Source organism: Curtobacterium sp. VKM Ac-2884 (assembly GCF_015350945.1).
GTDB lineage: Bacteria > Actinomycetota > Actinomycetes > Actinomycetales > Microbacteriaceae > Curtobacterium.
Genome location: NZ_JADKSA010000001.1, coordinates 431,178 through 451,403, shown reverse-complemented (window position 1 = coordinate 451,403; position 20,226 = coordinate 431,178). Strand labels below are relative to the sequence as shown.

Sequence of the window (20,226 nt, the reverse complement as noted above, 5' to 3'; positions counted from 1 at the left end):
CGATAAGGTCACGGCATGCCGCCACCCCGTCGAACGAGCGCCGAGACACTGCTCGCGCACGCCTTCGACGCTGGCGCCTTCACCGCGACCGAGGCCATCGACGCCACCGGGCTGACCCGCTCGACCGTGCTGGCCGCGTGCGAGGAACTCGTCCGGCTCGGCTGGCTCCACGAGCTCGACGACGCCCGTGCCGCCGGGGAGTACCGGATCGGTCGGCCCGCCCGGCGCTACGAACTCGACACCGCCGCCGGGGTCGTCGTCGGGGTGGACGCCGGACAGCACCGGGTCACCGCCATCGTCGCCGACCTGCGCGGCGCCGTGCTCGGTCGCGCCGAAGGGGCACTCGGTGAGTCGGGACTCGAGGTCCCCGTCCGGCTCGCAGTCCTCGCCGACACCGTGGACGACGCGCTCGCCGCCGCCGGTGCCGATCGTTCCCGCGTCCTGGTCACCGTCGTCGGCATCCCCGCGCCGGTCGACGCCGGCGGCGCATCGCCGGGTGACGGTGGCTTCTGGGACCGGATGAACCCGGGCTTCGCCGGCGCCGTCCCGCACGGCCGCGTCGTCGTCGAGAACGACGCGAACCTCGCCGCGCTCGCCGAGCGGCCGTCCTCGGGGGACGCCTCGTTCGCCGCACTGCTCTCCGGCGAGCGGTTCGGCAGCGGCCTCGTGGTCGACGGCGTCCTGCTCCGCGGTGCCCACGGCGGCGCGGGGGAGATGCGCGTGCTCGACATCGTCCAGGGGGTCGGGTCGTCGGACGGCATCGGCGCGACGGCGCGGACGCTGGTCGCCGAGGCCGTCGCCGCGGGCGAGGTCCGGCCGGGCAGCCCGCTCGCAGGCGACGCCGGTGCCTCCGCCGTGTTCCGCGCAGCGCAGGACGGCGACACCGTGGCGCTGGCGATCGTCGACCGCCTCGGCGACCGACTGGCCCGCGTCTGCGTCCTGCTCGCCAGCCTGCTCGACATCGACCGCGTGGTGGTTGCGGGTGCGATCGCCCAGCCTGCGGTCGCCGTCATCGACCGTGCCCGCGCACTGCTCGACGGCTGGCACTTCGACCCCGTGCCCGACCTGGTGGCGTCGACGCTCGGGGGCGACGTCGTCGTCATCGGGGCCGTCGCCCACGCGGTGGACGCGGTCCGTGCCGACCCGCTGTCGTTCCCGCTGGGCGGTGTCGACCGGATCAGTACCGACGGTCGAGCGGCAGTTCCCGCTCCCGATCCCAGTCCTCGGTCCACCCGAGCCGGTCGAACAGCGCATCCAGCAGCATCGCGGTGAACCCCCACACCAGGTGGCCGCCGCCGTCGGGGTGCTCGCTGTCCTCCGCATCGACGGTGAAGCCCGGTCCGCGCCACTCCTGACCACCGCGTCGGATCACCGTGACCCCGCGGTTCGCCGGGTCGAGAAGGTCCGCCACGGGGACCCGGAACACCGCGGCCGACTCGCGCTCGTCGACGACCCGGATCGGGGACGGCTCGCGCCACCACCCCAGCACCGGGCGCACCAGGTGGTTCGAGAACGCCAGCGGCACCGCGGGCAGTGTGCCGAGGACCTCGACGCCCGTCGGGTCGAGCCCGGTCTCCTCACGCGCTTCGCGGAGGGCTGCGGCAACGGCGTCGGCATCGCCCGGGTCGATCCGTCCACCGGGGAACGCGACCTCGCCCGGGTGCGCGCGCAGGGTCGTGGCACGGGCGAGCAGCAGGACGTCCAGCTCACGCGGGACGTCGGCGGCGACGGCCGGGCGGTCGCTCGGGGTGCGGTCGAGCGCGCCGAAGAGCATCAGGACGGCGGCGTGCCGCGGGCTGGCCGTGCCGCCCGGTTCGACGAGCGGCTCGGCGTCGCCCCACCCGGTCGCCGCGACCCCCGCCAGTGCCGCCCGTGCGCGCCCGTCGTCCATCACCCGCCCACCCTAGGCGTTGGCCACGAGTCGTCCGGCGATCGGTAGGTTCGACCCATGGCAACCGAACGTGTCGACGAGAGACCCGCCGACGAGCACGATCCCTACGCCCGCCGCCCCGGCTACGTGACGGGCGTCGACGGTCGAACCGACCGGACCACCACGGCGATGGTCGTCGGCATCGTGGCCGGCTTCCTCGCGCGGGTCGTCCTCGGTTTCCTCGGCCTGGCCGAGTGGGCCGCGCTCCTCGGTGGCATCGTGATCGGCCTCGTCGTGTGGCTCGTCCTCCGAGCGCTGCGGCGCCGTGCAGACCGGATCGCGGGTCGGTCGCCGGACGCCGTCCCGCAGGCTCGCGACCGTGCCATCGCCGAAGCGAACGGTGGCCGCCGGTTCTTCATCGCCCCGAACCCGATCGTGGTCATCGTGATGGGCGGGATCTTCGTCGCCGTGGGCGTCGCGCCCCTCGTGTTCGACGGTGCAACGGTTGCCGGGCTCCTGACAGCGGTGCTGGTCATCGCGAGCGGCCTGTTCTTCGTCGTGCAGGGCATCGGCACGCTCGTGGTCCGCCGGCGGGAGCGCAGCGGCCAGTAGCAGCGCGAGTACCCAGCGGACTCCCGGATGCCGTCGGCATCGTGGAAGAACCGAGGACGACTCGAACACGACGAGGGGACACCGTGGACCGCTTCCGAAGGCTGCCGTTGCCGGCGCTGCTGCCCATCCTGTTCGTGGTGCTGTGGTCGGTGTGGTTCGCGACGGGCCTCCTCACCGGCTCCGATGACTTCGCGCCTTTCGAGCGGGCGATCGGTGCGATCGCGTACGCGACGATCGCGACCGCGGGGTTCGGCATCGCGATCGCGATCCGACGACGTCGAGCAGGCGGCACTGAGACGGCGGTGGGCATCCAGCGCGCCGTCCGGACCGGCGTCCTGCCGGAGTCTGCCGATCCCGTGGTGTGGGCACGCGAGCTCGACTCGACCCGGTGGCGGTACCGCAACAACCGGGTGGTCGTCCCGATCGCGGGCGTGCTGTTCGCAGCGTTCTCGATCTGGGCAGCACTCGTGATCAGCCCGTGGTGGTGGTTGCTGCTGGTGCTGTTCGTGGGGATGTGCGCGTACTCCGTCTGGGAGACCCGACGGGCACTGCGGAACATCGACCACCTGCTGACCACCCTGCGCGGAACCTGGACCGTCCGGCAGTCCAGCAGCCCGTGACCCAGGACGTCCCGCATCCGGAGCGGCGCTGGAACCACAACACGCACTTCCACGCCCGGGTGCTCGATGCCGTGCCGGAGGGGGCGCACACCGCCCTGGACGTCGGGACCGGCGACGGTCTGCTCGCCCGTGACCTGTACGACGCGGGGTGCGACGTCACGGCGATCGACATGGATGCGGACGTCCTGCGCGCCACCCGCACCGCGAACGCCGACACCGGGATCCAGTGGCTGCACGGTGACGTGATGGGACACGACTTCGGTCGGCAGTTCGACGTGGTGGCCTCGGTCGCGACGGTGCACCACCTGCCGGACCTGTCAGCCGGGCTCGCTCGCCTCGCAGACCTCACGGCGCCAGGCGGCACCCTGGTGGTCGTCGGACTCGCGAAGCCCACCCGGCTGCGTGATCACGTCCTCGGGTTGGCTGGTGTCGCGCAGCATCGTTGGTTCTCATGGCGGCGCGGCTACTGGGAGCACTCCGCGCCGACGTGCTGGCCACCACCGCACTCGTACGCCGAGGTCCAGCACATCGCGCGAGCAGTCCTGATGGGCTCCGAGTACCGCCGACGCCCGCTGTGGCGGTACGTGATCACGTGGCGCCGCCCGCGCTGACGCACGACTAGCGGTCGCGCTTCGCCGATCGACGCGCGAACCGCCACAACATCACGCCCACGATGAGCAGCAGGATCCCGTACAGCGCATTCAGCAGGATGAGCGCGACGTCGGAGTCCGCTCGCACAATCCGCACGACCGAGGTCACGACGAAGACCGCGCCGCCCAGCAGTGCGAGCGTTCCGAGTACCTTCGCGCTGACGACGTCCATCGCCCGAACGTACCGCGGCACAGTCACCGAGTGAGCAGAAGACGTCGGGTACCCGTGGGGGACCCGACGTCTTCTGCTCACTCAGTGGGCCGAACGCTCACTCCGTGGTGGAGACCCAGTCGATGAGCAGGTTGCCCTGCTCGCCCCAGTTGCCGACCTGGAACATGAAGCGGTGCGGGGTCGTCGGCACGTCGTGGGTGATCGTGTCGAGGACCTTGCCGTCGACGCTGTAGGTGACCGACTCTCCGGGCACCCAGTCGACCGTGTAGGTGTGCCAGTCGCGCCACGAGACGCCGGTGCCGATCTGGACGCGGTCGGCTTCCTTGCCCGGGGTCATCGAGTGGTGGAAGGCCGACGGGCTGTCCTCGAAGTTGCCCTCGGGGAAGTCGATCTCGCCGTCGGACCAGGTGCCCGACGTCGGCCACAGCATGAACGCCGCGCCGTTGCCGTCGCCACCGGTGGCCTTGGCGCGGACGGAGAACGAGCCGCCGACGTGGTCCCAGGCTCCGGCGGAGGAGCCGAACGTGCCGGCCGCCCCCGCTCCGGTGCCGAGGGCGACGTCCATGACGCCGTCGTGCACCGAGACGGTCTTGCTCGGCGCGTAGATGCCGGAGGTGCCGTCGGGGTAGGGCTGCCACGACTGCGGGTAGAGCCGCGAGACGAGGCCGGTGACGGCGTCGGTGGTGAAGTCCTCGACGAACGAGGCGGCCGGCGCAGCGGAGGTGTCGGCGACCTCGTTCTGCGGTTCGGCCGAGGCCTCCGGCTCCGCGGCTTCGGTCGGGGTGGTGTCCTCGATCGGTGCGGCCTCGGCGGTCGGCGCGGGCGTCTCCGTCGGCGTCGCGTCCGACTCCTCGTCGTCCGAGGGGGCCGGGGTCGCAGTGTCCGAGGGGGCGGGAGTGGGGGTCACCGGGGCGTGCTGCCCGTGGCGGTGTCCGCCCCAGCCCCACCAGCTGTCAGCGGAGGCGGCGGAGGCGGTGGGGACTCCGAGTGCCAGGCACCCGGCGGTCGCTGCCGCCAGGATCGCGCGACGGCGGCTCATCGGGTGTGCCGTTCGGTGGAGGAGGTGATGGGGGTGGTGGTCGCGGGGGTCGTGCCGCGCATGGGCGTGCACGTGCTTCGGGTCGAGATGTCGGGCTCCTCGTGGTGCTCGGGCGCAGGATGCGGGGAGGGGACGGCGCGCCAGGGGGCAGGATGCCGAGGGGTTCGGTGACGCGTCCACGGACATCTTGCATCATTTGTGCCCCGTTCGGGGGTAATCGCCCGAATCGGCACTCGAACGCGCGGTGAACGGCGGGCACACGAGACTCGGGATGGGCGACCGGGCTCGCGGCCGAAGCCGCGGGAACCGTCGCCCACCCCGAGTCTCGGGCCAGCCCGCAGCCTCAGCCGCGCGGCACCGGCTGCAACCGCTGCAGCTGCGTCACGTGCCCAGGCTCGAGCTCGTCGAGCGACGTGACCCCGAGCAGCCGCATCGTGCGCTCGATCTGCTCCGACAGGATCTGGATCATCCGGTCGACGCCGGCCTCGCCGCCCGCCATCAGCCCGTACAGGTACGCCCGGCCGACCATCGTGAACTTCGCACCGAGCGCCACGGCGGCGACGATGTCCGCGCCCGTCATGATGCCGGTGTCGAGGTGCACCTCGGTGTCCATGCCGACCTCCTTGACCACGGAGGGCAGCAGGTGGAACGGCACGGGTGCGCGGTCGAGCTGGCGTCCGCCGTGGTTCGACAGCGTGATCCCGTCGACGCCCATCTCCGCCAGGCGACGGGCGTCGGCCAGGGACTGCACGCCCTTGACGACGACCTTGCCCTTCCACTGGTCGCGGATCCAGGCGAGGTCCTCGTAGGTGACGGTGGGGTCGAACATGTGGTCGAGGAGCTCCCCGACGGTGCCGGACCACCGGTCGAGCGACGCGAACGCCAGTGGCTCGGTGGTCAGGAAGTCGAACCACCACCACGGCCGCGGGATGGCGTTCAGCACGGTCCGGGCGCTGAGCTGCGGCGGGATCGAGAAGCCGTTGCGCTTGTCACGCAGGCGCGCGCCGGCGACGGGCACGTCCACGGTGACGAGCAGTGTGTCGAACCCGGCCTTCTCGGCGCGGGAGACCAGCGCCATCGACTTCTCGCGGTCCTTCCACATGTACAGCTGGAACCAGTTGCGGCCGTTCGGGTTGGCGTCGCGGACGTCTTCGATCGCCGTGGTGCCCATGGTGGAGAGCGAGAACGGGATGCCCGCACGACCGGCCGCCCGGGCCCCGGCGCGCTCGCCCTCGGTCTGCATCATGCGCGTGAACCCGGTGGGGGCAATGCCGAACGGGTACGCGACCGGCGCGCCCAACACCGAACGCGACGTGTCCACGGACGACACGTCACGCAGGATTGCGGGTGTGAACTCGATGTCCTCGAACGCCTGGCGGGCGCGGGCGAGCGAGATCTCGGCCTCGGCGGCGCCCTCGGTGTAGTCGAACGCGGCCTTCGGCGTGCGGCGGGCGGCGATGTCGCGCAGGTCCCAGATCGTCAGGGCCTGTTCGAGGCGCTGACGCCGACCGGGCAGCGAAGGCTTCTTGAACTGCATGAGCGGCGCGAGGTCACGCACCGTCGGCAGCTGCCGCTTGATCGGTGTCCGCCGGGTCGACGGCGCCCCGGGGGTCGCTGCCGGAGCCCCCGTTGCGGGGCCGACTCGGTGCTGGTCGTCGATCGAGGTCATACAGACATCCTACGTCTCGGAGCGGATTGTGGGGAGGTGTGATCGGCCCGCGGGGTGTACCGGACGGGCTCGACGGTGCGGGCGATCGTTGCGCGCAGGGCCTCGAGCGATGCGCTGCGCAGGCCGCCGAGTCCGGCTGCCCGCGCCTGCACCAGGATGTTGCCGAGCGCTGTCGCCTCGACGGGCCCGGCCAGGACGGGCACCCCGGTGCGGTCGGCCGTCAGCTGGCAGAGCAGTCGGTTCTGCGATCCGCCGCCAACGATGTGCACCTGTCGGACGTCTTTGCCCGTGATGGTGCTGATCGTCGCAAGTGTCTCCGCGTACGCGGCGGCCAGTGACTCGAGGATCGAGCGTACGAACTCGGCCCGCGACGCGGGCGCGCTCAGCCCGTGGTCGCCGCACCAGGCGGCGATGCGCGCGGGCATGTCGCCAGGCGCCGTGAACGACTCGTCGGCGGGGTCGAAGACAGGGACCGGGGCCGTGACGGCCGCGGCGGAGGCGAGCAGGGCCTCCAGGTCGAGCGAAGCGCCGTCACGCTCCCAGGTGCGGACGCTCTCGGACAGCAACCACAGTCCGGACACGTTCTTCAGGAACCGGACGCGGCCGTCGACCCCGCCCTCGTTCGTGCAGTTCGCGTCGCGCGCCGCGTCCGACAGGACGGGCGCGTCGAGCTCGACGCCGACGAGCGACCAGGTACCGGAGGAGATGTACGCGAAGTCCGGTTCGGTCGCGGGGACCGCGACGACAGCGGAGGCCGTGTCGTGCGAGCCGACGAGCGTGACGGGTGCCTGCCCGCCGACGGCGTCGGCGACGGACGGCAGCAGGGGCCCGAGTCGGTCGCCCGGGTCACGCAGGGTGGGAAGGAGGCCGGCCGGGAGGCCCGCAGCAGCCCGCAACGCCGGGTCCCACCCGCGGGTCGTCGCGTTCAGGACACCGGTCGTCGACGCGTTCGTGCGCTCGGCCGCCTCGACACCGGTGAGCCAGTAGCCGAGCAGGTCGGGGATGAGCAGCGCCCGCTGCGCGAGCTGCAGCGACGGGTCGGCCGCGAACTGGAACACCGTGTTGAAGGCCAGGTGCTGCAGACCGTTCCGGGCGTAGAGCTCGGCAGCGTCCATCCGTGGGTGCACACGGTCGACGCCGCCCTCGTGCCGCTCGTCGCGGTAGTGGTACGGCAGGCCGAGCAGCCGACCGTCGCGCAGCAGGCCGTAGTCGACCGCCCACGAGTCGATGCCGATGCTGACGATCGCCGGGTGCGTGGCGAACGCCTGACGGAGACCGTCGGTCACCTGTCGGTGGAGCTCGACGACGTCCCAGTGCAGGGCCTCGTGGTCGTGCTCGTGCAGGGTCACGGGGCCGTTCGGGAACCGGGCGACGTGCTCCATCCGGACGCCGTCGGTGTCGACGTGCCCGAGGATCACCCGGCCGCTGGTGGCCCCGAGGTCGACGGCGGCGACGGTGCCGCTGTTCGTCATGTCGCTACCTCTCGTGGGACATCAGCGGAGGAACGCCGCGGCGACGCCCGCGTCGACGGGCACGTGCAACCCGGTCGTGTGCGAGAAGTCGTCGGTGCAGATGGCGTAGACGGCGTTCGCGACGTTCTCCGGCACGACCTCGCGCTTGAGGATCGTGCGCTGGGCGTAGAACGCGCCGAGGTCCTGCTCCTCGATGCCGTAGGTCTTCGCACGGTTCGCACCCCAACCGGACGCGAAGATGCCGGAGCCGCGGACGACGCCGTCGGGGTTGATCCCGTTGACGCGGACCCCGTGTTCGCCGAGCTCCGCCGCCAACAACCGGACCTGGTGCGCCTGGTCGGCCTTGGTCGCCGAGTAGGCGATGTTGTTCGGACCGGCGAACACCGAGTTCTTCGACGAGATGTACACGATGTCGCCGCCGAGGCCCTGCTCGATGAGGACCTTCGCCGCCGCCTTGGACACCAGGAACGACCCCTTCGCCATGACGTCGTGCTGCAGGTCCCAGTCCTGTTCGGTGGTCTCGAGCAGGCTCTTGCTGAGCGACAGTCCGGCGTTGTTGACGACGAGGTCGAGGCCGCCGAAGTGCAGCAGCGTCTGCTGGACCGCTTGGTCGATCGCGCCGGCGTCCGTCACGTTCGCCGCGACGCCGATCGCCTGGTCCGGGCCACCGATCTCGGCTGCGGCTTCCTGCGCCTTCGTCAGGTCGAGGTCGGCGATGACGACCGCGGCGCCCTCGGCGGCCAGGCGCTTCGCGATCGCCTTGCCGATGCCGCTGGCGGCGCCGGTGACCAGGGCGATGCGGGTGGCGAGCTTCTTGGGGGCCGGCATCCGCTGCAGCTTCGCCTCTTCGAGGGCCCAGTACTCGATGCGGAACTTCTCGGCCTCGTCGATGGGGTCGTAGGTGCTCAGCGACTCGGCGCCGCGCATGACGTTGATCGCGTTGACGTAGAACTCCCCGGCGACGCGGGCGGTCTGGGCGTCCTTGCCGTACGAGAACATGCCGACGCCGGGCACCAGCACGATGAGGGGGTCGGCGCCGCGGATCGCGGGGCTCGTCTCGTCGGCGTGACGGTCGTAGTAGGCCTGGTAGTCCTCGCGGTACTGCTGGTGCAGCGTCCGCAGCCGCTCGATGGTGTCGTCGATGCTCGCCGAAGCGGGCAGGTCGAGGATGAGCGGCTTCACCTTGGTCCGCAGGAAGTGGTCCGGGCAGCTGGTGCCGAGGGCCGCGAGTTCTTCGGCGCGCTCGCTCGCGAGGAAGTCCAGCACGACGTCCGAGTCGGTGAAGCGACCCACCACCGGCTTGTCGTGGCTAGCGATGCCGCGGATCGTCGGGGCGAGGGTGGCGGCGCGGGCGTGGCGTTCATCGGTCGGCAGCGCCTCGAAGCCTGCTCGGGTCCCGCCGAACGGGTCGGCCTTCCCGTGTTCCGCGATGTACTGCTCGGCGGTGTCGATGATCCAGCGCGAGTTCGCCTCGGCCTCCTCGCTCGTCTCGCCCCAGGCCGTGATCCCGTGACCACCGAGGATCGTGCCGATCGCCTGCGGGTTGTCCCGCTTGATCGCGGCGATGTCGAGCCCGAGCTGGAACCCGGGTCGGCGCCACGGCACCCACACCACCGTGTCGCCGAAGATCGTCGACGTCAGGGCCGGTCCGTCCGCCGCCGTCGCGATGGCGATGCCGGCGTCCGGGTGCAGGTGGTCGACGTGCGCGGCGTCGACGAGGGCGTGCATCGCCGTGTCGATCGACGGCGCTGCACCGCCCTTGCCGTGCAGCGTGTAGTCGAACGCGGCGACCATCTCGCCCTCGCGCTCCACCCCCGGGCCTGTGTCTGATGCGTACATGTCCTGGAGTGCACGGACGCGGTCGACGCGGAGGACCGCGAGGCCCGCCGGGGTGAGGGTGCCGAGGTCGCCCCCGGAGCCCTTCACCCAGAGCAGCTCGACCGGTTCGCCCGTGACGGGGTCGGTGTCGGTGCCCTTCGCCGAGGTGTTCCCACCGGCGTAGTTCGTGATCCGCGGATCCGAGCCGAGCGCGTTGGAACGTGCGATGAGGGCACTGATCGTCGTGTCCGCGTCGGTGCCGTGCGTTGCGGGGTCCACCCGTGCCTCCAGGTCGTTGATCGTCATCTGTCTACGCGCCCCAACCGGCCTGGACGCCGCCGACGCGGTCCTCGGCGATCGACTGCTGGTACCCGGAGTCGAGGTACGCGCGCATCGGGTTCGCCGGCAGGCCGCGTGATTCCCGCCACGCGGCGAGGTCCGCCCGGACGTCGGTCTGGTACGCGTCCATGAAGACCTCGTTCGCGCCGAGGACGTCGTGGGCCTCCTGCGCCGCGGTCAGGGCCACGCGGTCGAGGAGCAGCGCCCGGGCCGTCATTTCCTGCACGTTGAGCACGGAGCGGATCTGACCGGGGATCTTGTCCTCGATGTTGTGGCACTGGTCGAGCATGAACGCGACGTCGTGGTTGTCGTAGCCGCCGCCGCGGATGACCTCGACCAGGATGCGGAACAGCTGGAACGGGTCCGCTGCGCCCACGATCAGGTCGTCGTCGGCGTAGAACCGCGAGTTGAAGTCGAAGCTGCCGAGCTTGCCGAGGCGCAGGAGCTGCATCACGATGAACTCGATGTTCGTGCCGGGGGCGTGGTGGCCGGTGTCGAGGCAGACCATCGCCTTGTCGCCGAGCGCGGCCGTCTGCACGTAGCTCGTGCCCCAGTCCGGCACGTCGGTGTGGTAGAACGACGGCTCGAAGAACTTGTACTCGAGCACCAGGCGCTGGTCGGCACCGAGGCGGTCGTAGATCGTGCTGAGCGACTCGTGCAGGCGGTCCTGGCGGGAGCGCATGTCCTCTTGCCCCGGGTAGTTCGAGCCCTCGGCCAGCCAGATCTTGAGGTCCCGGCTGCCGGTGGCGTCCATCACGTCGATGCAGCGCAGGTGGTGGTCGATCGCCTTCTGCCGGATCGTCTCGTCGACGTGGGTCAGGGCGCCGAACTTGTAGTCGTCGTCCTGGAACGTGTTCGAGTTCACGGTGCCCAGGGAGACGCCGTGCTCTTCGGCGTGCCGCTTGAGGGCGCTGAAGTCGTCGACGAGGTCCCACGGGATGTGCAGTGCCACGGTCGGTGCGAGCCCCGTGTACTCGTGCACCTGGGCGGCGTCGGCGATCTTCTCGTACGGGTCGCGCGGGGTGCCGGGCGTGCTGAACACCTTGAAGCGGGTGCCGGAGTTGCCGAAGGCCCAGCTGGGCAGCTCGATCTGCTGTCGAGCGAGCTGGTCGGCGATGCCGGTGAAGGTCGGGGTCGATGTCATCGTGTCACTTCCTCGTGTGCGATTGAATCGTTTCATACAGTACGGGTCGCGGCGGGCTGCCGCAACCGTGTGGGGTGGTGCTGCGTCGCGCACCCCGTTGCGGTCTTCGCGCCCCGGAGAGTCGGGGCGCGAAGCGCGCACGGGGGCGCGGGACGGGACGGGCGCGGGACGGGCGCGGGCTGCGCGCCCCGTTGCGGTCTTCGCGCCCCGAAGAGTCGGGGCGCGAAGACCGCCCGGGGGCGCGACGCCGGGCGAGCGCCGTCAGGCGTCCCACGCGCCCACCGTGACCGGCCCATCTTCCGCCCCCGCGCTACGCCGCGGGGACCGCAGCCGGCGCGCGCAGCTCGTGCGAGCCGGCGCCGAGCCGCTGCTCCGCAGCACCCGGCAGGCGCACCACTGCGGTGACGCCCTCGGGCACCACCGCGCGCACGAGCAGCTCGCCGTCGACGAGCTCCCACCGCACCGCGATGTGCCCGTGCACGGAGTCGAGCGACGTCGACGCCCACGTCAGACCGCCGCCCGGCTGGGGCGCGATGAGCACGGAGGAGTACCCCGGCTCGAGCGCCGACAGACCGCCGACCACCCGGTGCATCCAGTCCGCCACGGCACCGAGTGCGTAGTGGTTGAACGAGGTCATCTCACCCGGGTTGATGGTGCCGTCCGGCAGCATCGAGTCCCAACGCTCCCAGACCGTCGTCGCACCCATCGTCACCGGGTACAGCCACGACGGGCACTCCGTCTGCAGCAGCAGCCGGTACGCGTCGTCGAGGTGGCCGGTCTGCGTCAGCGCGTCGGTGATGAACGGCGTACCCGCGAAGCCCGTCGAGATCCGGTACCCGGACTGCTCGGCCAGCTCCGCCAGGCGGTCGCCCGCACGGCGCTCGTCGTCCTCGTCGAGGATGCCGAACACGATCGCGAGCGCGTAGACGGTGGTGCAGTCGCTCCGGATGCGGCCGTCGGTCACGTAGTGCTGACGGAACGCGGCCTGGAGGCCCGTGGCGAGCTCCTCGGCTTCCGTCGCCTCCGCCTCGTGGCCCGTCAACCGCGCCGCCTGCGCCACCAGGGTCGCGCTGCGGTACGCGCACGCCGTCGCGACGACGCCCGGGTCGGCCTTCGCCTTGGCCGCGTCCTCCGGCGGGGCGTCCGGGTCGAGCCAGTCGCCGAACTGGAAGACGGTGTCCCACAGGCCCTCGGGGGACAGGTGGCCCTTGATCCGGCGGAGGTGCGCCGTCATCGAGTCGAGCTGCTCCTCGAGCACCGCGGTGTCGCCGTAGGCCTGGTACAGGGTCCACGGCACCCAGACGCCGGCGTCCGACCAGATGGCGGTGGCGTCGGGGGTGCCGAAGTCCTCGGCGGGGGAGTACTTGAGCACGTCCGGCACCACGAACGGGATGACACCGTCGGCGTGCTGCTGCTCGAGCCACACGTCGCGGAGCCAGTCGCCCAGGAACGCGCGGGTGTCGAACAGGTAGGACGCCGTCGGCGCGAACGCCGCGATGTCGCCCGTCCAGCCGAGGCGCTCGTCACGCTGCGGGCAGTCGGTCGGGACGCTCAGGAAGTTGCCCTGCATGCCCCGGATGACGTTGTCGTGGAACGTGTTGAGCAGCTCGTGGCTGGACTCGAACGTGCCCGTCCGGGTCAGGTCGGAGCCGACCTGCACCGCGGTGACGGCCGATCGGAGTTCGTCGAGCGTGCCGGTCCACCCGTCGACCTGGGCGTACCGGAAGCCGTGGAAGGTGAAGCGGGGCTCGAACACGTCCGGGGTGCCGGAACCGTCCACGCCGCTGCCGCTCAGGGTGAAGTGGTCCGTCGCCTTCGCGGTGCGCAGCGGGCGGGTGCCGAGCTCGTCGTGTTCGAGCACCTCGGCGTGCTTCAGGGTCAGGACGGTGCCGGCGGGCCCGCTCGCGGTCAGGCGGAGCCAGCCGACCAGGTTCACGCCGAAGTCGATCAGCGTCGCGCCGGACGGACTCGTCCAGACCTCGACGGGGGCGATCTCGGCGAGGGGCCGGACCGGCGGCACGGTGTCGGCGACGAGTTCGCGCTCGCCGATGTCGACGGTGCGCACGGCGCTGGTGCGTCCCTCGTGGCCGTCGATGCTCGGTGTGGTGACCTCGCCGGGCGTCAGGAAGGAGCCGTCGCGGAGCCGGGCGTCGATGTCCTCGCCGTCGTACAGCTGGTCGGCGGTGATCGCGCTGGACAGGGCCTGCCAGTCCGTGTCGGTGGCGACGAGCTGTTCGTGGCCGTCGGCGAAGGTGATGCGGAGCTCGGCGAACCCGGCGGGCTCGTCGGCGTACCAGCCGCCGCCACCACCCCAGGCGAGCCGACCGGCGGCCCAGCCCTTGCCGAGCACGAGTGCGAGCACGGCGGCGCCACCCGCGGGCGTCTCGGTCAGGTGTGGCGTGACATCGTGCGAGACGACGCGGATGCGCCACTCGTAGCTCGTCCACCCCGGTTCGAGCAGGTGGTCGGAGACGCGTTCGCCACCGAGCCACGCCTCGACGACGCCGAGGGCGCTGACGTCGAGGGTCGCGCTCGTGACGGCGCCGTGGCCGTCGTCGAGGGTGAACTCGCGGCGCAGGATCGGTGCGCTCCCGAGGTCGGCGTCGCTCGTGATGAACGGTGCTGTCCAGGCGGTCATGTGGTGTGTCCTTTCACGCGACCGGTCGTCGTCGACCGGTGCGGGGGTCGTGGGCCCGGCCGTCCCGTCGAGGTGGGACGACCGGAGGAGGCGAGCCGCGCCTCCAGGCCGGGGTCGGGCGTCAGCCCTTGACGGCGCCGCTGGTCATGCCGGCGACGATCTGTCGGTTGAAGAAGATGTAGAGGATGAGCGGCGGGATCGTGATGAGCAGCACGTCGGTGAACAGCAGGTTGAGCTGGCTGACCGACTGGCTCTGGAACGCGTAGAGCGTCTGCTGCACCGTGGCGTTCTCGGACCCCGGCAGGAAGTACAGCGGGTTCGTGAAGTCGTTGAACACCGTGACGGACTGCACGAGCACGACCGTGATGATGACCGGCTTGAGCAGCGGCAGCACGACGCCGAAGAAGAGACGGATCGGTCCGGCACCGTCGAGGACGGCTGCCTCGTCGAGCTCCTTCGGGATCGTCGCCACGAACGCGCGGAAGAGCAGGATGCAGAACGACAGGCCGAAGGTCGCCTCGATGAGGATCATCCCGCCCATGGTCTTGAACAGGTTGAGCCCCTGCAGCACCCAGATCGTCGGGACGATCGCCGGCGGGACGATGAGGCCCGCCAGGACGAAGAAGTTGATCACGCCGTTCCACTTGCTCGGACGACGCTGCAGCACGTACCCGACCATCGCGGAGAACACGACCATCACGAGCACGCTGCCGACGGTCAGGACCGCGCTGTTCAGGAACGCGCGGACGATCACGCCGTCACCGGATCCGAACACGGCCTGCAGGTTCTGCCAGAGCTGCCACTCGGTCGGCAGGCTGAAGCCGAGCTGGTTCGCCTCGGCCGGGTTCTTCATGGCCTGCAGCAGGACGAAGACGAACGGCACCAGGAACACCACGAAGCTGACGACGATGGCGATCGAGCCGATGATCCACCGGCGGGTCCGGCCCGGGTGGCGGTTCCGGCTCGCCGGCGTCGGCGCACGGCCGGCGGTCCGGCGGGGGCTGGTGACGGCGGTCACAGGTCCGCCTCCTTGCGGTTCAGGAGCCACGAGATCGGGACCATGATCGCCGTGACGACCACGAACAAGACCACGTTGCCGGCGGTCGACAGGCCGTAGAACCCGGCCTGGTACTGCTTGTAGATGACGCTCGCGATGACGTCACTGGTGAACCCTGGCCCACCGCCGGTCATCGCCCAGATCAGGTCGAAGGACCGCAGCCCGCCGATCAGCGACAGGATGATGACGGTGCCCATCGCGGGACGCGACAGCGGCAGGGTGATGTTCCGGAAGATCGACCACGCGCTGGCGCCGTCGACCCGTGCGGCCTCGAAGTACTCCTGCGGGATCGCCACGATGCCGGCGATGAAGATGAGCGTCGCGATGCCGACGCCCTTCCAGACGTCCACCGCGGCGACGCTCCACAGGGCGAGGGCCGGGTCGGTCAGCCACCCCGGAGTGGGGAGGCCGACCGAACCCAGCACGCCGTTGATGATCCCGTGGAACGGGTCCATCAGCGCCTTGAACGTGATGCCGATGCCGATAGTCGACACGAGCACCGGGAAGAACACGACCGCCCGCAGGTAGCCGCGCCCCAGCACGGGCGACGTGAGGAGCAGGGCGAGGGCGAGTCCGATGACCACCTTCGCCGCGCTCGTCACGAAGCCGTACTGGAACGTGTGCACGAACCCGGAGACGAGCTGCGGGTCCTGGAAGAACCGGACGAAGTTGTCGAAACCGATGAAGGTCTGGTCGAACAGCGTCCAGCGGGTGAGGGAGAAGTAGAACCCGGCGAAGGTGGGGACCGCGAAGAACACGACGTACAGCGCGATCGCGGGGATGAAGAACCACGCGGGGTAGAACGAGCGCATCCGCTTGCGCGCGGGACCGGTCCCGCCGGAACCCGCTCGGGTCGTCGCCGGCTCGAGTGCCGTCGTGAGTGTCGCGGTCACCGTGTCACCAGCCCTTGATGCCGAGCTGCTGTGCCTGCTGGACGACGTCGTCGTCGTACTGGTCAGCGCCCTTGGCCGCGTTGGTGATGCCCGAGCCGACCTGCACGCAGATCTTCTCGAGGTTCGGGCCCTTGATCGGGGACAGGAACTCGAGCGCCGGGCTCGCCTTGCCGTCGTCCAGGTACTTCTGCAGGTCGTCGATCATCGGGGGCACGTCGTCCGGCAGCGAGCAGGTCGAGATGACGTACGGGCCACCGGGCGTTCCGGTGTCGTTCTGCACCTTGCAGCCGTCGGCCGAGTTCGCGAAGGCGATGAACTTCTTCGCCGCGGCGAGCTCGTCACCCTCGGTGGTCTTCGGGATGTACAGGCCGTTCGGTTCCCAGATGGTCAGGTTCGTGTCGTCGGCGTCCTCGGCCGGCAGCGCGAACGCTCCGATGTCCTCGACCGCGTCGGGGCTGTCCTGCTGCAGGGTCGAGATCGCGTTCGTCAGCATCGGGTACTGCGCCCCGGTGCCGTCGGCGAGCATCTTCAGGCCGTTCGCCTGCGTGGCCGAGGCGTAGTCCTCGTTGTAGAGGTCCTTGTCCTTGCCCTCGGCGAGGTGGTCGAAGCCGGCGAGTGCGGGGTCCTTGGCGTAGGACTCCTTGTTCGCGGTGTAGTTGTCCGCCCAGTCCTTGTCCTGCGCCGTGATGTTGGCGAAGTCGCCGAGCACGAACAGCTGGCTGGTCCAGGTGTCGCCGTACGTCTGGATGATCGGGGCGACCTTGCCGGCGTCCTTGATCTTCTCGCTGTTGCTGATGAACTCGTCCCACGTGGTGGGGACGCTGAGTCCGAGGTCGGCGTAGACCTTCTTGTTGTACATGACGCCGCCGCCGAAGCTCGTACCGAAGGGTGCGCCGTAGACGCCCTTGTCGGTGCTGACGACCTTGGTGAACTGCTCGTCGACGTCCTTCGTCCAGCTCTCGTCGGACAGGTCCACCAGTGTGTTGTCCGGGTTGAGGGCCTGCATGAGCGAACCGGAGTTGTAGTTGAAGACGTCGGCCATCTCGCCGGTCGACAGCTGGGTCTTCACCAGGTTGTCGCCGTCGGTGCCCTGCGGGCGGGTGTCGAACTTGACCGTGATGTCGGGGTTGGCCTTCTCGAACGCCTCGATGAGCGGCTCAGCGGTGGCTGCGGTCGCGGGTGAGTTGTCGGCCTGGTAGGTGATCTGCACCTTGCCGCCGCCTTCGTCGGCGGAACCGCCGGACGAACACGCCGCGAGCCCGCCGATCAGGACCGTGGCGCCGCCGATGGCGACGAGTCGTGTGACGACGGCGCGCGTGGTGAGCGTCCTCGTGGTCAGGGAACGAGCTGACATTCCTTACCTCCTCGTAAGGCCCGGGGCGGGGTACCCCGGGTGAAACGGACCCGGATCCCGCGTCGTCGTGGGCTCCGGTTGCTGCTGTTTAGAACGTTTCAATCAGGATGGAACCACGTGGATTGAAGCGTGTCAATCGCTGTGCCGATTTCGTTACGGGAACGCGTGTGCCGGGTGCGCGCGGTCCCGAGTCTCGGGGTGCGCGACAGTCCTCGCGCCCCGCAGCCCGCGAACTGTCGCTCACCCCGAGACTCGGCGCCCCCGCCCCGAGACTCGCGCGCTCAGGCCTCGGTACGGCGCGGGTCGCTCGGCGCCGTGGCCCGCGCGGCTGCTGCACCGGCTCGCCCGAGGGTGCTCTCGCGGGGGACGAGCTCGCTGCCGAGCACGACGGTGCGGTGGACGTGCATCGGGTCCGTGAGCTCCTCGAGCAGGAGCTCGACGGCAGCCGCGCCCATCTCCGCACCGTGCATGGTCACCGAGGTCAGCGGCACCGCGCCGCCCCACGCCACCGAGTTGTGGTCGCACCCCGACACCGGGATGTCCTCCGGCACGCGGATGCCGGCGGCTCGGAGCTCGGAGACGACCGCCATCGCGAGCAGGTCCGTGACGCCCAGGACGCCGTCAGGCCGTTCGGCGACCGGCATCGCGGCGATGCGCGCGCCGGCGTCGGTGCCGCCGGGTGGGTCGATGTCACCGGCGTCGATGTCGATGAGTTCCACCCCCGGGTGGCCAGCGATCGCCCGGAGCACCCCGGTGCGGCGGAGCGCAACCGGCTGCAGCTCGGCGCGCGCGCTCACGAAGCCGATGCGTCGGCAGCCGCAGGCGATCAAGTGCTCGGCGGCGAGGAACGCCGCCTGTTCGTTGTCGACGACGACGGAGCAAGCGTCGACGGTCTCCGGCGCGAAGTTGACGTAGACGACCGGCCGACCGTGTCGGCGAGTGAGCTCGACCTGATCGCGCGACTCCGTCATCGAGGCGAGCAGGATGCCGGACACCCGAGCGCTCTCGAGGTACGCGAGGTGTTCGCCCTGCGCCTGCAGGTCGTCCTCGCTGCTCGCGATGAGGAGCGTGAAGCCCCGTTTCCGCGCCGCGAGCTGCGCACCGTTGACCATGTCGCTGAACAGCGAGTTCCGGAGCGACATCACGACGAGTCCGATCGAACGACTGCTGCCGGAAGCCAGCACCCGGGCATTGCGGTTCGGTGTGTACCCGAGTTCGGCGATCGCGTCGTGCACGCGCGCGGCGGTGGAGTCGGCCACCCGCTCGGGATGGTTCAGGACGTTCGACACCGTCGCCAGCGAGACGCCGGCGCGAGCTGCGACGTGGTGCACGCTCGGCGGGCCGTCGCGCCGGGGGACATGCACCATGCTCCGATCGTAGGCCGCAGCAGCGGCCGGTCCGTGCCGCGGGGCCGGGCAGGGTGATGGGCAGGCGCGAGGCGGTCGGCTACGCGTCGGCGACGGAGGACTGCCGGACCACGAGCTCCGGCGTGAACTCGACGTGCTCGAGGTCGATGCCCTGCCCGAGCTCGACCTGCTTCGTCAACAGCTCGATCGCCTGGCGCCCGAGGTCTTGCGCGGGCTGGCGCACCGAGGTCAACGGGACGACGGCCGCCTCGGCGAAGGCGATGTCGTCGTAGCCCACGATCGCGATCTCGTCCGGCACCGCGATCGTGCCGCGCATGATGAACGCCTGTTCGAGACCGACCGCGAGCAGGTCGTTCGCCGCGAACACCGCGTCCGGCCGTTCGGCGCGGGGCCGTGCCTGGAGTTCTTCGCCGATGCGACGCCCTTCGAGCACCGACAGTGACGCGGTCGGCAGGACTTCGAGCTCGATGCCCGCTGCCCGGGCCGCCGACAGTGCCCCGGCGTGCCGGTCGGCCACCTGACGGATGCTGGACGGGCCACCGACGAACGCGATACGCGTCCGCCCGATGGCCGCGAGGTGCTCGACCGCGATGCGACCGCCCGCGACGTCGTCCACCGACACCGACGCGAAGTGCTCGTCGTCGGCGCGGCGGTCGACGAGCACGACGGCGGTGCCCTGGTCGCGCAGGCGGGCGAGGCGGGACAGGTCGTCACCGGCGGGGGAGATGAGCAGGCCGGCGACGCGGCGTTCCTCGAACAGGTCGACGTAGGTGCGCTCGCGGTCGGTGGACTCGTCGGAGTTGCCGATCAGGACCGCCAGGCCCTTGTCCATCGCGGCGTCTTCGGCACCGCGCGCGACGTCGGTGAAGAACGGGTTGCCGCCGTCGAGCACGATCAGGCCGACGGTGGAGCTGCGGCCGGCCCGGAGCTGGCGTGCGGAGTCGTTGCGGACGAACCCGAGTGCGGCGATTGCCGACTGCACCCGGTCGACCGTGGTCGGAGCCACCTTGTCGGGGCGGTTCAGGACGTTCGACACCGTGCCCAGGGACACGCCGGCGAGCGCTGCCACCTCTCGCACACTGACCGCCATGTGGCCATCCTGGCATCGCACCTGCGCTTCCGGGCGGTGCGCGCCGTGATCTGTGGAAAACGGCGGACGGGAGGCGCGGTGCGGGCTGGAGCCGGGCCTCCCGTCCGGTGGGTGGGCAGGTCCACCGCACGGTGCGAGATTGTGGGTGCGGCCGCGCCCCGTGCGTGCTCCGTTCCGGCGTCGCACCGTGCGTGCTGCGCCGCCACGTGCGAGGTTGGCCGCTCGGTGCGCGCTTGCAGCGCCGCACGGAGCGGGCAACCTCGCACCGAGTGAGCGAACGCGCACCGTGCGGAAGCGGGCGCGCGGCGCGCGCGCACGCGCCGCACGCGGACGCGGACAGCACGGACTTGCCAACGCCCGCCGGGGCGCACTATCGTCTCGCTGTCCCGTTGAAACGATTCACTGACGAACACGCGAACGGA

General features: G+C 70.8%; 17 protein-coding genes. 4 read left to right on the top strand and 13 right to left on the bottom strand.

The genetic code is table 11. The features are described 5' to 3' along the window. The first annotated feature begins 15 nt into the window (after positions 1 to 15). Entirely contained in the window at positions 16 to 1,272 is a 1,257-nt protein-coding gene (locus ITJ60_RS02135; protein WP_194646632.1) for an ROK family protein, read from the top strand. On the opposite strand, the gene ITJ60_RS02130 is transcribed toward ITJ60_RS02135, so the two are convergent. Next, complete coding sequence (locus ITJ60_RS02130) at positions 1,178 to 1,891, bottom strand: NUDIX hydrolase (RefSeq protein WP_194646630.1); 714 nt, start codon at positions 1,889 to 1,891, stop codon at positions 1,178 to 1,180. The genes ITJ60_RS02135 and ITJ60_RS02130 overlap by 95 nt on opposite strands. A 57-nt stretch (positions 1,892 to 1,948) precedes the next feature. Here ITJ60_RS02130 and ITJ60_RS02125 point away from each other — a divergent pair, with 57 nt between their 5' ends. The 3 genes from ITJ60_RS02125 to ITJ60_RS02115 all read left to right on the top strand — a co-directional run bounded on the left by ITJ60_RS02125 (position 1,949) and on the right by ITJ60_RS02115 (position 3,713). After that, positions 1,949 to 2,482 (top strand): hypothetical protein, encoded by a 534-nt coding sequence (locus tag ITJ60_RS02125; protein ID WP_194646620.1) that lies wholly within the window; start codon positions 1,949 to 1,951, stop codon positions 2,480 to 2,482. A gap of 83 nt (positions 2,483 to 2,565) precedes the next feature. Beyond that, the gene (locus ITJ60_RS02120; RefSeq protein ID WP_194646619.1) at positions 2,566 to 3,102 is read left to right on the top strand and encodes a hypothetical protein; all 537 of its coding nucleotides are present in this window, start codon (positions 2,566 to 2,568) and stop codon (positions 3,100 to 3,102) included. Beyond that, positions 3,099 to 3,713 (top strand): class I SAM-dependent methyltransferase, encoded by a 615-nt coding sequence (locus tag ITJ60_RS02115; protein ID WP_194646617.1) that lies wholly within the window; start codon positions 3,099 to 3,101, stop codon positions 3,711 to 3,713. The genes ITJ60_RS02120 and ITJ60_RS02115 overlap by 4 nt, the downstream gene beginning before the upstream one ends. Positions 3,714 to 3,720: 7 nt before the next feature. Here the strand turns inward: ITJ60_RS02115 and ITJ60_RS02110 are convergent, their stop codons facing one another. From ITJ60_RS02110 to ITJ60_RS02055, 12 genes are all read right to left on the bottom strand, one after another. Continuing rightward, on the bottom strand, positions 3,721 to 3,924 hold the full coding sequence (locus tag ITJ60_RS02110; RefSeq protein ID WP_123291968.1) for a hypothetical protein: 204 nt from the start codon (positions 3,922 to 3,924) through the stop codon (positions 3,721 to 3,723). 97 nt (positions 3,925 to 4,021) lie between these two features. After that, the gene (locus tag ITJ60_RS02105) at positions 4,022 to 4,963 is read right to left on the bottom strand and encodes a glycoside hydrolase family 16 protein (RefSeq protein ID WP_194646615.1); all 942 of its coding nucleotides are present in this window, start codon (positions 4,961 to 4,963) and stop codon (positions 4,022 to 4,024) included. A gap of 343 nt (positions 4,964 to 5,306) precedes the next feature. Next, positions 5,307 to 6,500, bottom strand: a complete 1,194-nt coding sequence (locus tag ITJ60_RS02100) for an alpha-hydroxy acid oxidase (RefSeq protein ID WP_228509776.1) — start codon at positions 6,498 to 6,500, stop codon at positions 5,307 to 5,309. A gap of 128 nt (positions 6,501 to 6,628) precedes the next feature. Continuing rightward, positions 6,629 to 8,104 carry a rhamnulokinase gene (locus tag ITJ60_RS02095; RefSeq protein WP_194646611.1) on the bottom strand — a complete coding sequence of 492 codons (1,476 nt, stop codon included), beginning with the start codon at positions 8,102 to 8,104 and terminating at the stop codon, positions 6,629 to 6,631. A gap of 21 nt (positions 8,105 to 8,125) precedes the next feature. After that, positions 8,126 to 10,228, bottom strand: coding sequence for a bifunctional aldolase/short-chain dehydrogenase (locus ITJ60_RS02090; protein WP_194646609.1), 2,103 nt, complete (start codon positions 10,226 to 10,228; stop codon positions 8,126 to 8,128). Positions 10,229 to 10,232: 4 nt separating this feature from the next. Further along, positions 10,233 to 11,405 carry an L-rhamnose isomerase gene (gene rhaI, locus ITJ60_RS02085; protein WP_194646607.1) on the bottom strand — a complete coding sequence of 391 codons (1,173 nt, stop codon included), beginning with the start codon at positions 11,403 to 11,405 and terminating at the stop codon, positions 10,233 to 10,235. Between the two features lie 310 nt (positions 11,406 to 11,715). Continuing rightward, positions 11,716 to 14,043, bottom strand: a complete 2,328-nt coding sequence (locus ITJ60_RS02080) for an alpha-L-rhamnosidase (protein WP_194646605.1) — start codon at positions 14,041 to 14,043, stop codon at positions 11,716 to 11,718. Positions 14,044 to 14,164: 121 nt separating this feature from the next. Next, the gene (locus tag ITJ60_RS02075) at positions 14,165 to 14,971 is read right to left on the bottom strand and encodes a carbohydrate ABC transporter permease (RefSeq protein ID WP_323749097.1); all 807 of its coding nucleotides are present in this window, start codon (positions 14,969 to 14,971) and stop codon (positions 14,165 to 14,167) included. 86 nt (positions 14,972 to 15,057) lie between these two features. Next, positions 15,058 to 15,993, bottom strand: a complete 936-nt coding sequence (locus ITJ60_RS02070) for a carbohydrate ABC transporter permease (RefSeq protein ID WP_416371899.1) — start codon at positions 15,991 to 15,993, stop codon at positions 15,058 to 15,060. A gap of 4 nt (positions 15,994 to 15,997) precedes the next feature. Next, complete coding sequence (locus tag ITJ60_RS02065) at positions 15,998 to 17,347, bottom strand: ABC transporter substrate-binding protein (protein WP_194646603.1); 1,350 nt, start codon at positions 17,345 to 17,347, stop codon at positions 15,998 to 16,000. Between the two features lie 281 nt (positions 17,348 to 17,628). After that, positions 17,629 to 18,714, bottom strand: coding sequence for a LacI family DNA-binding transcriptional regulator (locus ITJ60_RS02060; protein WP_194646601.1), 1,086 nt, complete (start codon positions 18,712 to 18,714; stop codon positions 17,629 to 17,631). 79 nt (positions 18,715 to 18,793) lie between these two features. Then, positions 18,794 to 19,804 carry a LacI family DNA-binding transcriptional regulator gene (locus ITJ60_RS02055; protein ID WP_132099990.1) on the bottom strand — a complete coding sequence of 337 codons (1,011 nt, stop codon included), beginning with the start codon at positions 19,802 to 19,804 and terminating at the stop codon, positions 18,794 to 18,796. Positions 19,805 to 20,226: the final 422 nt, after the last annotated feature.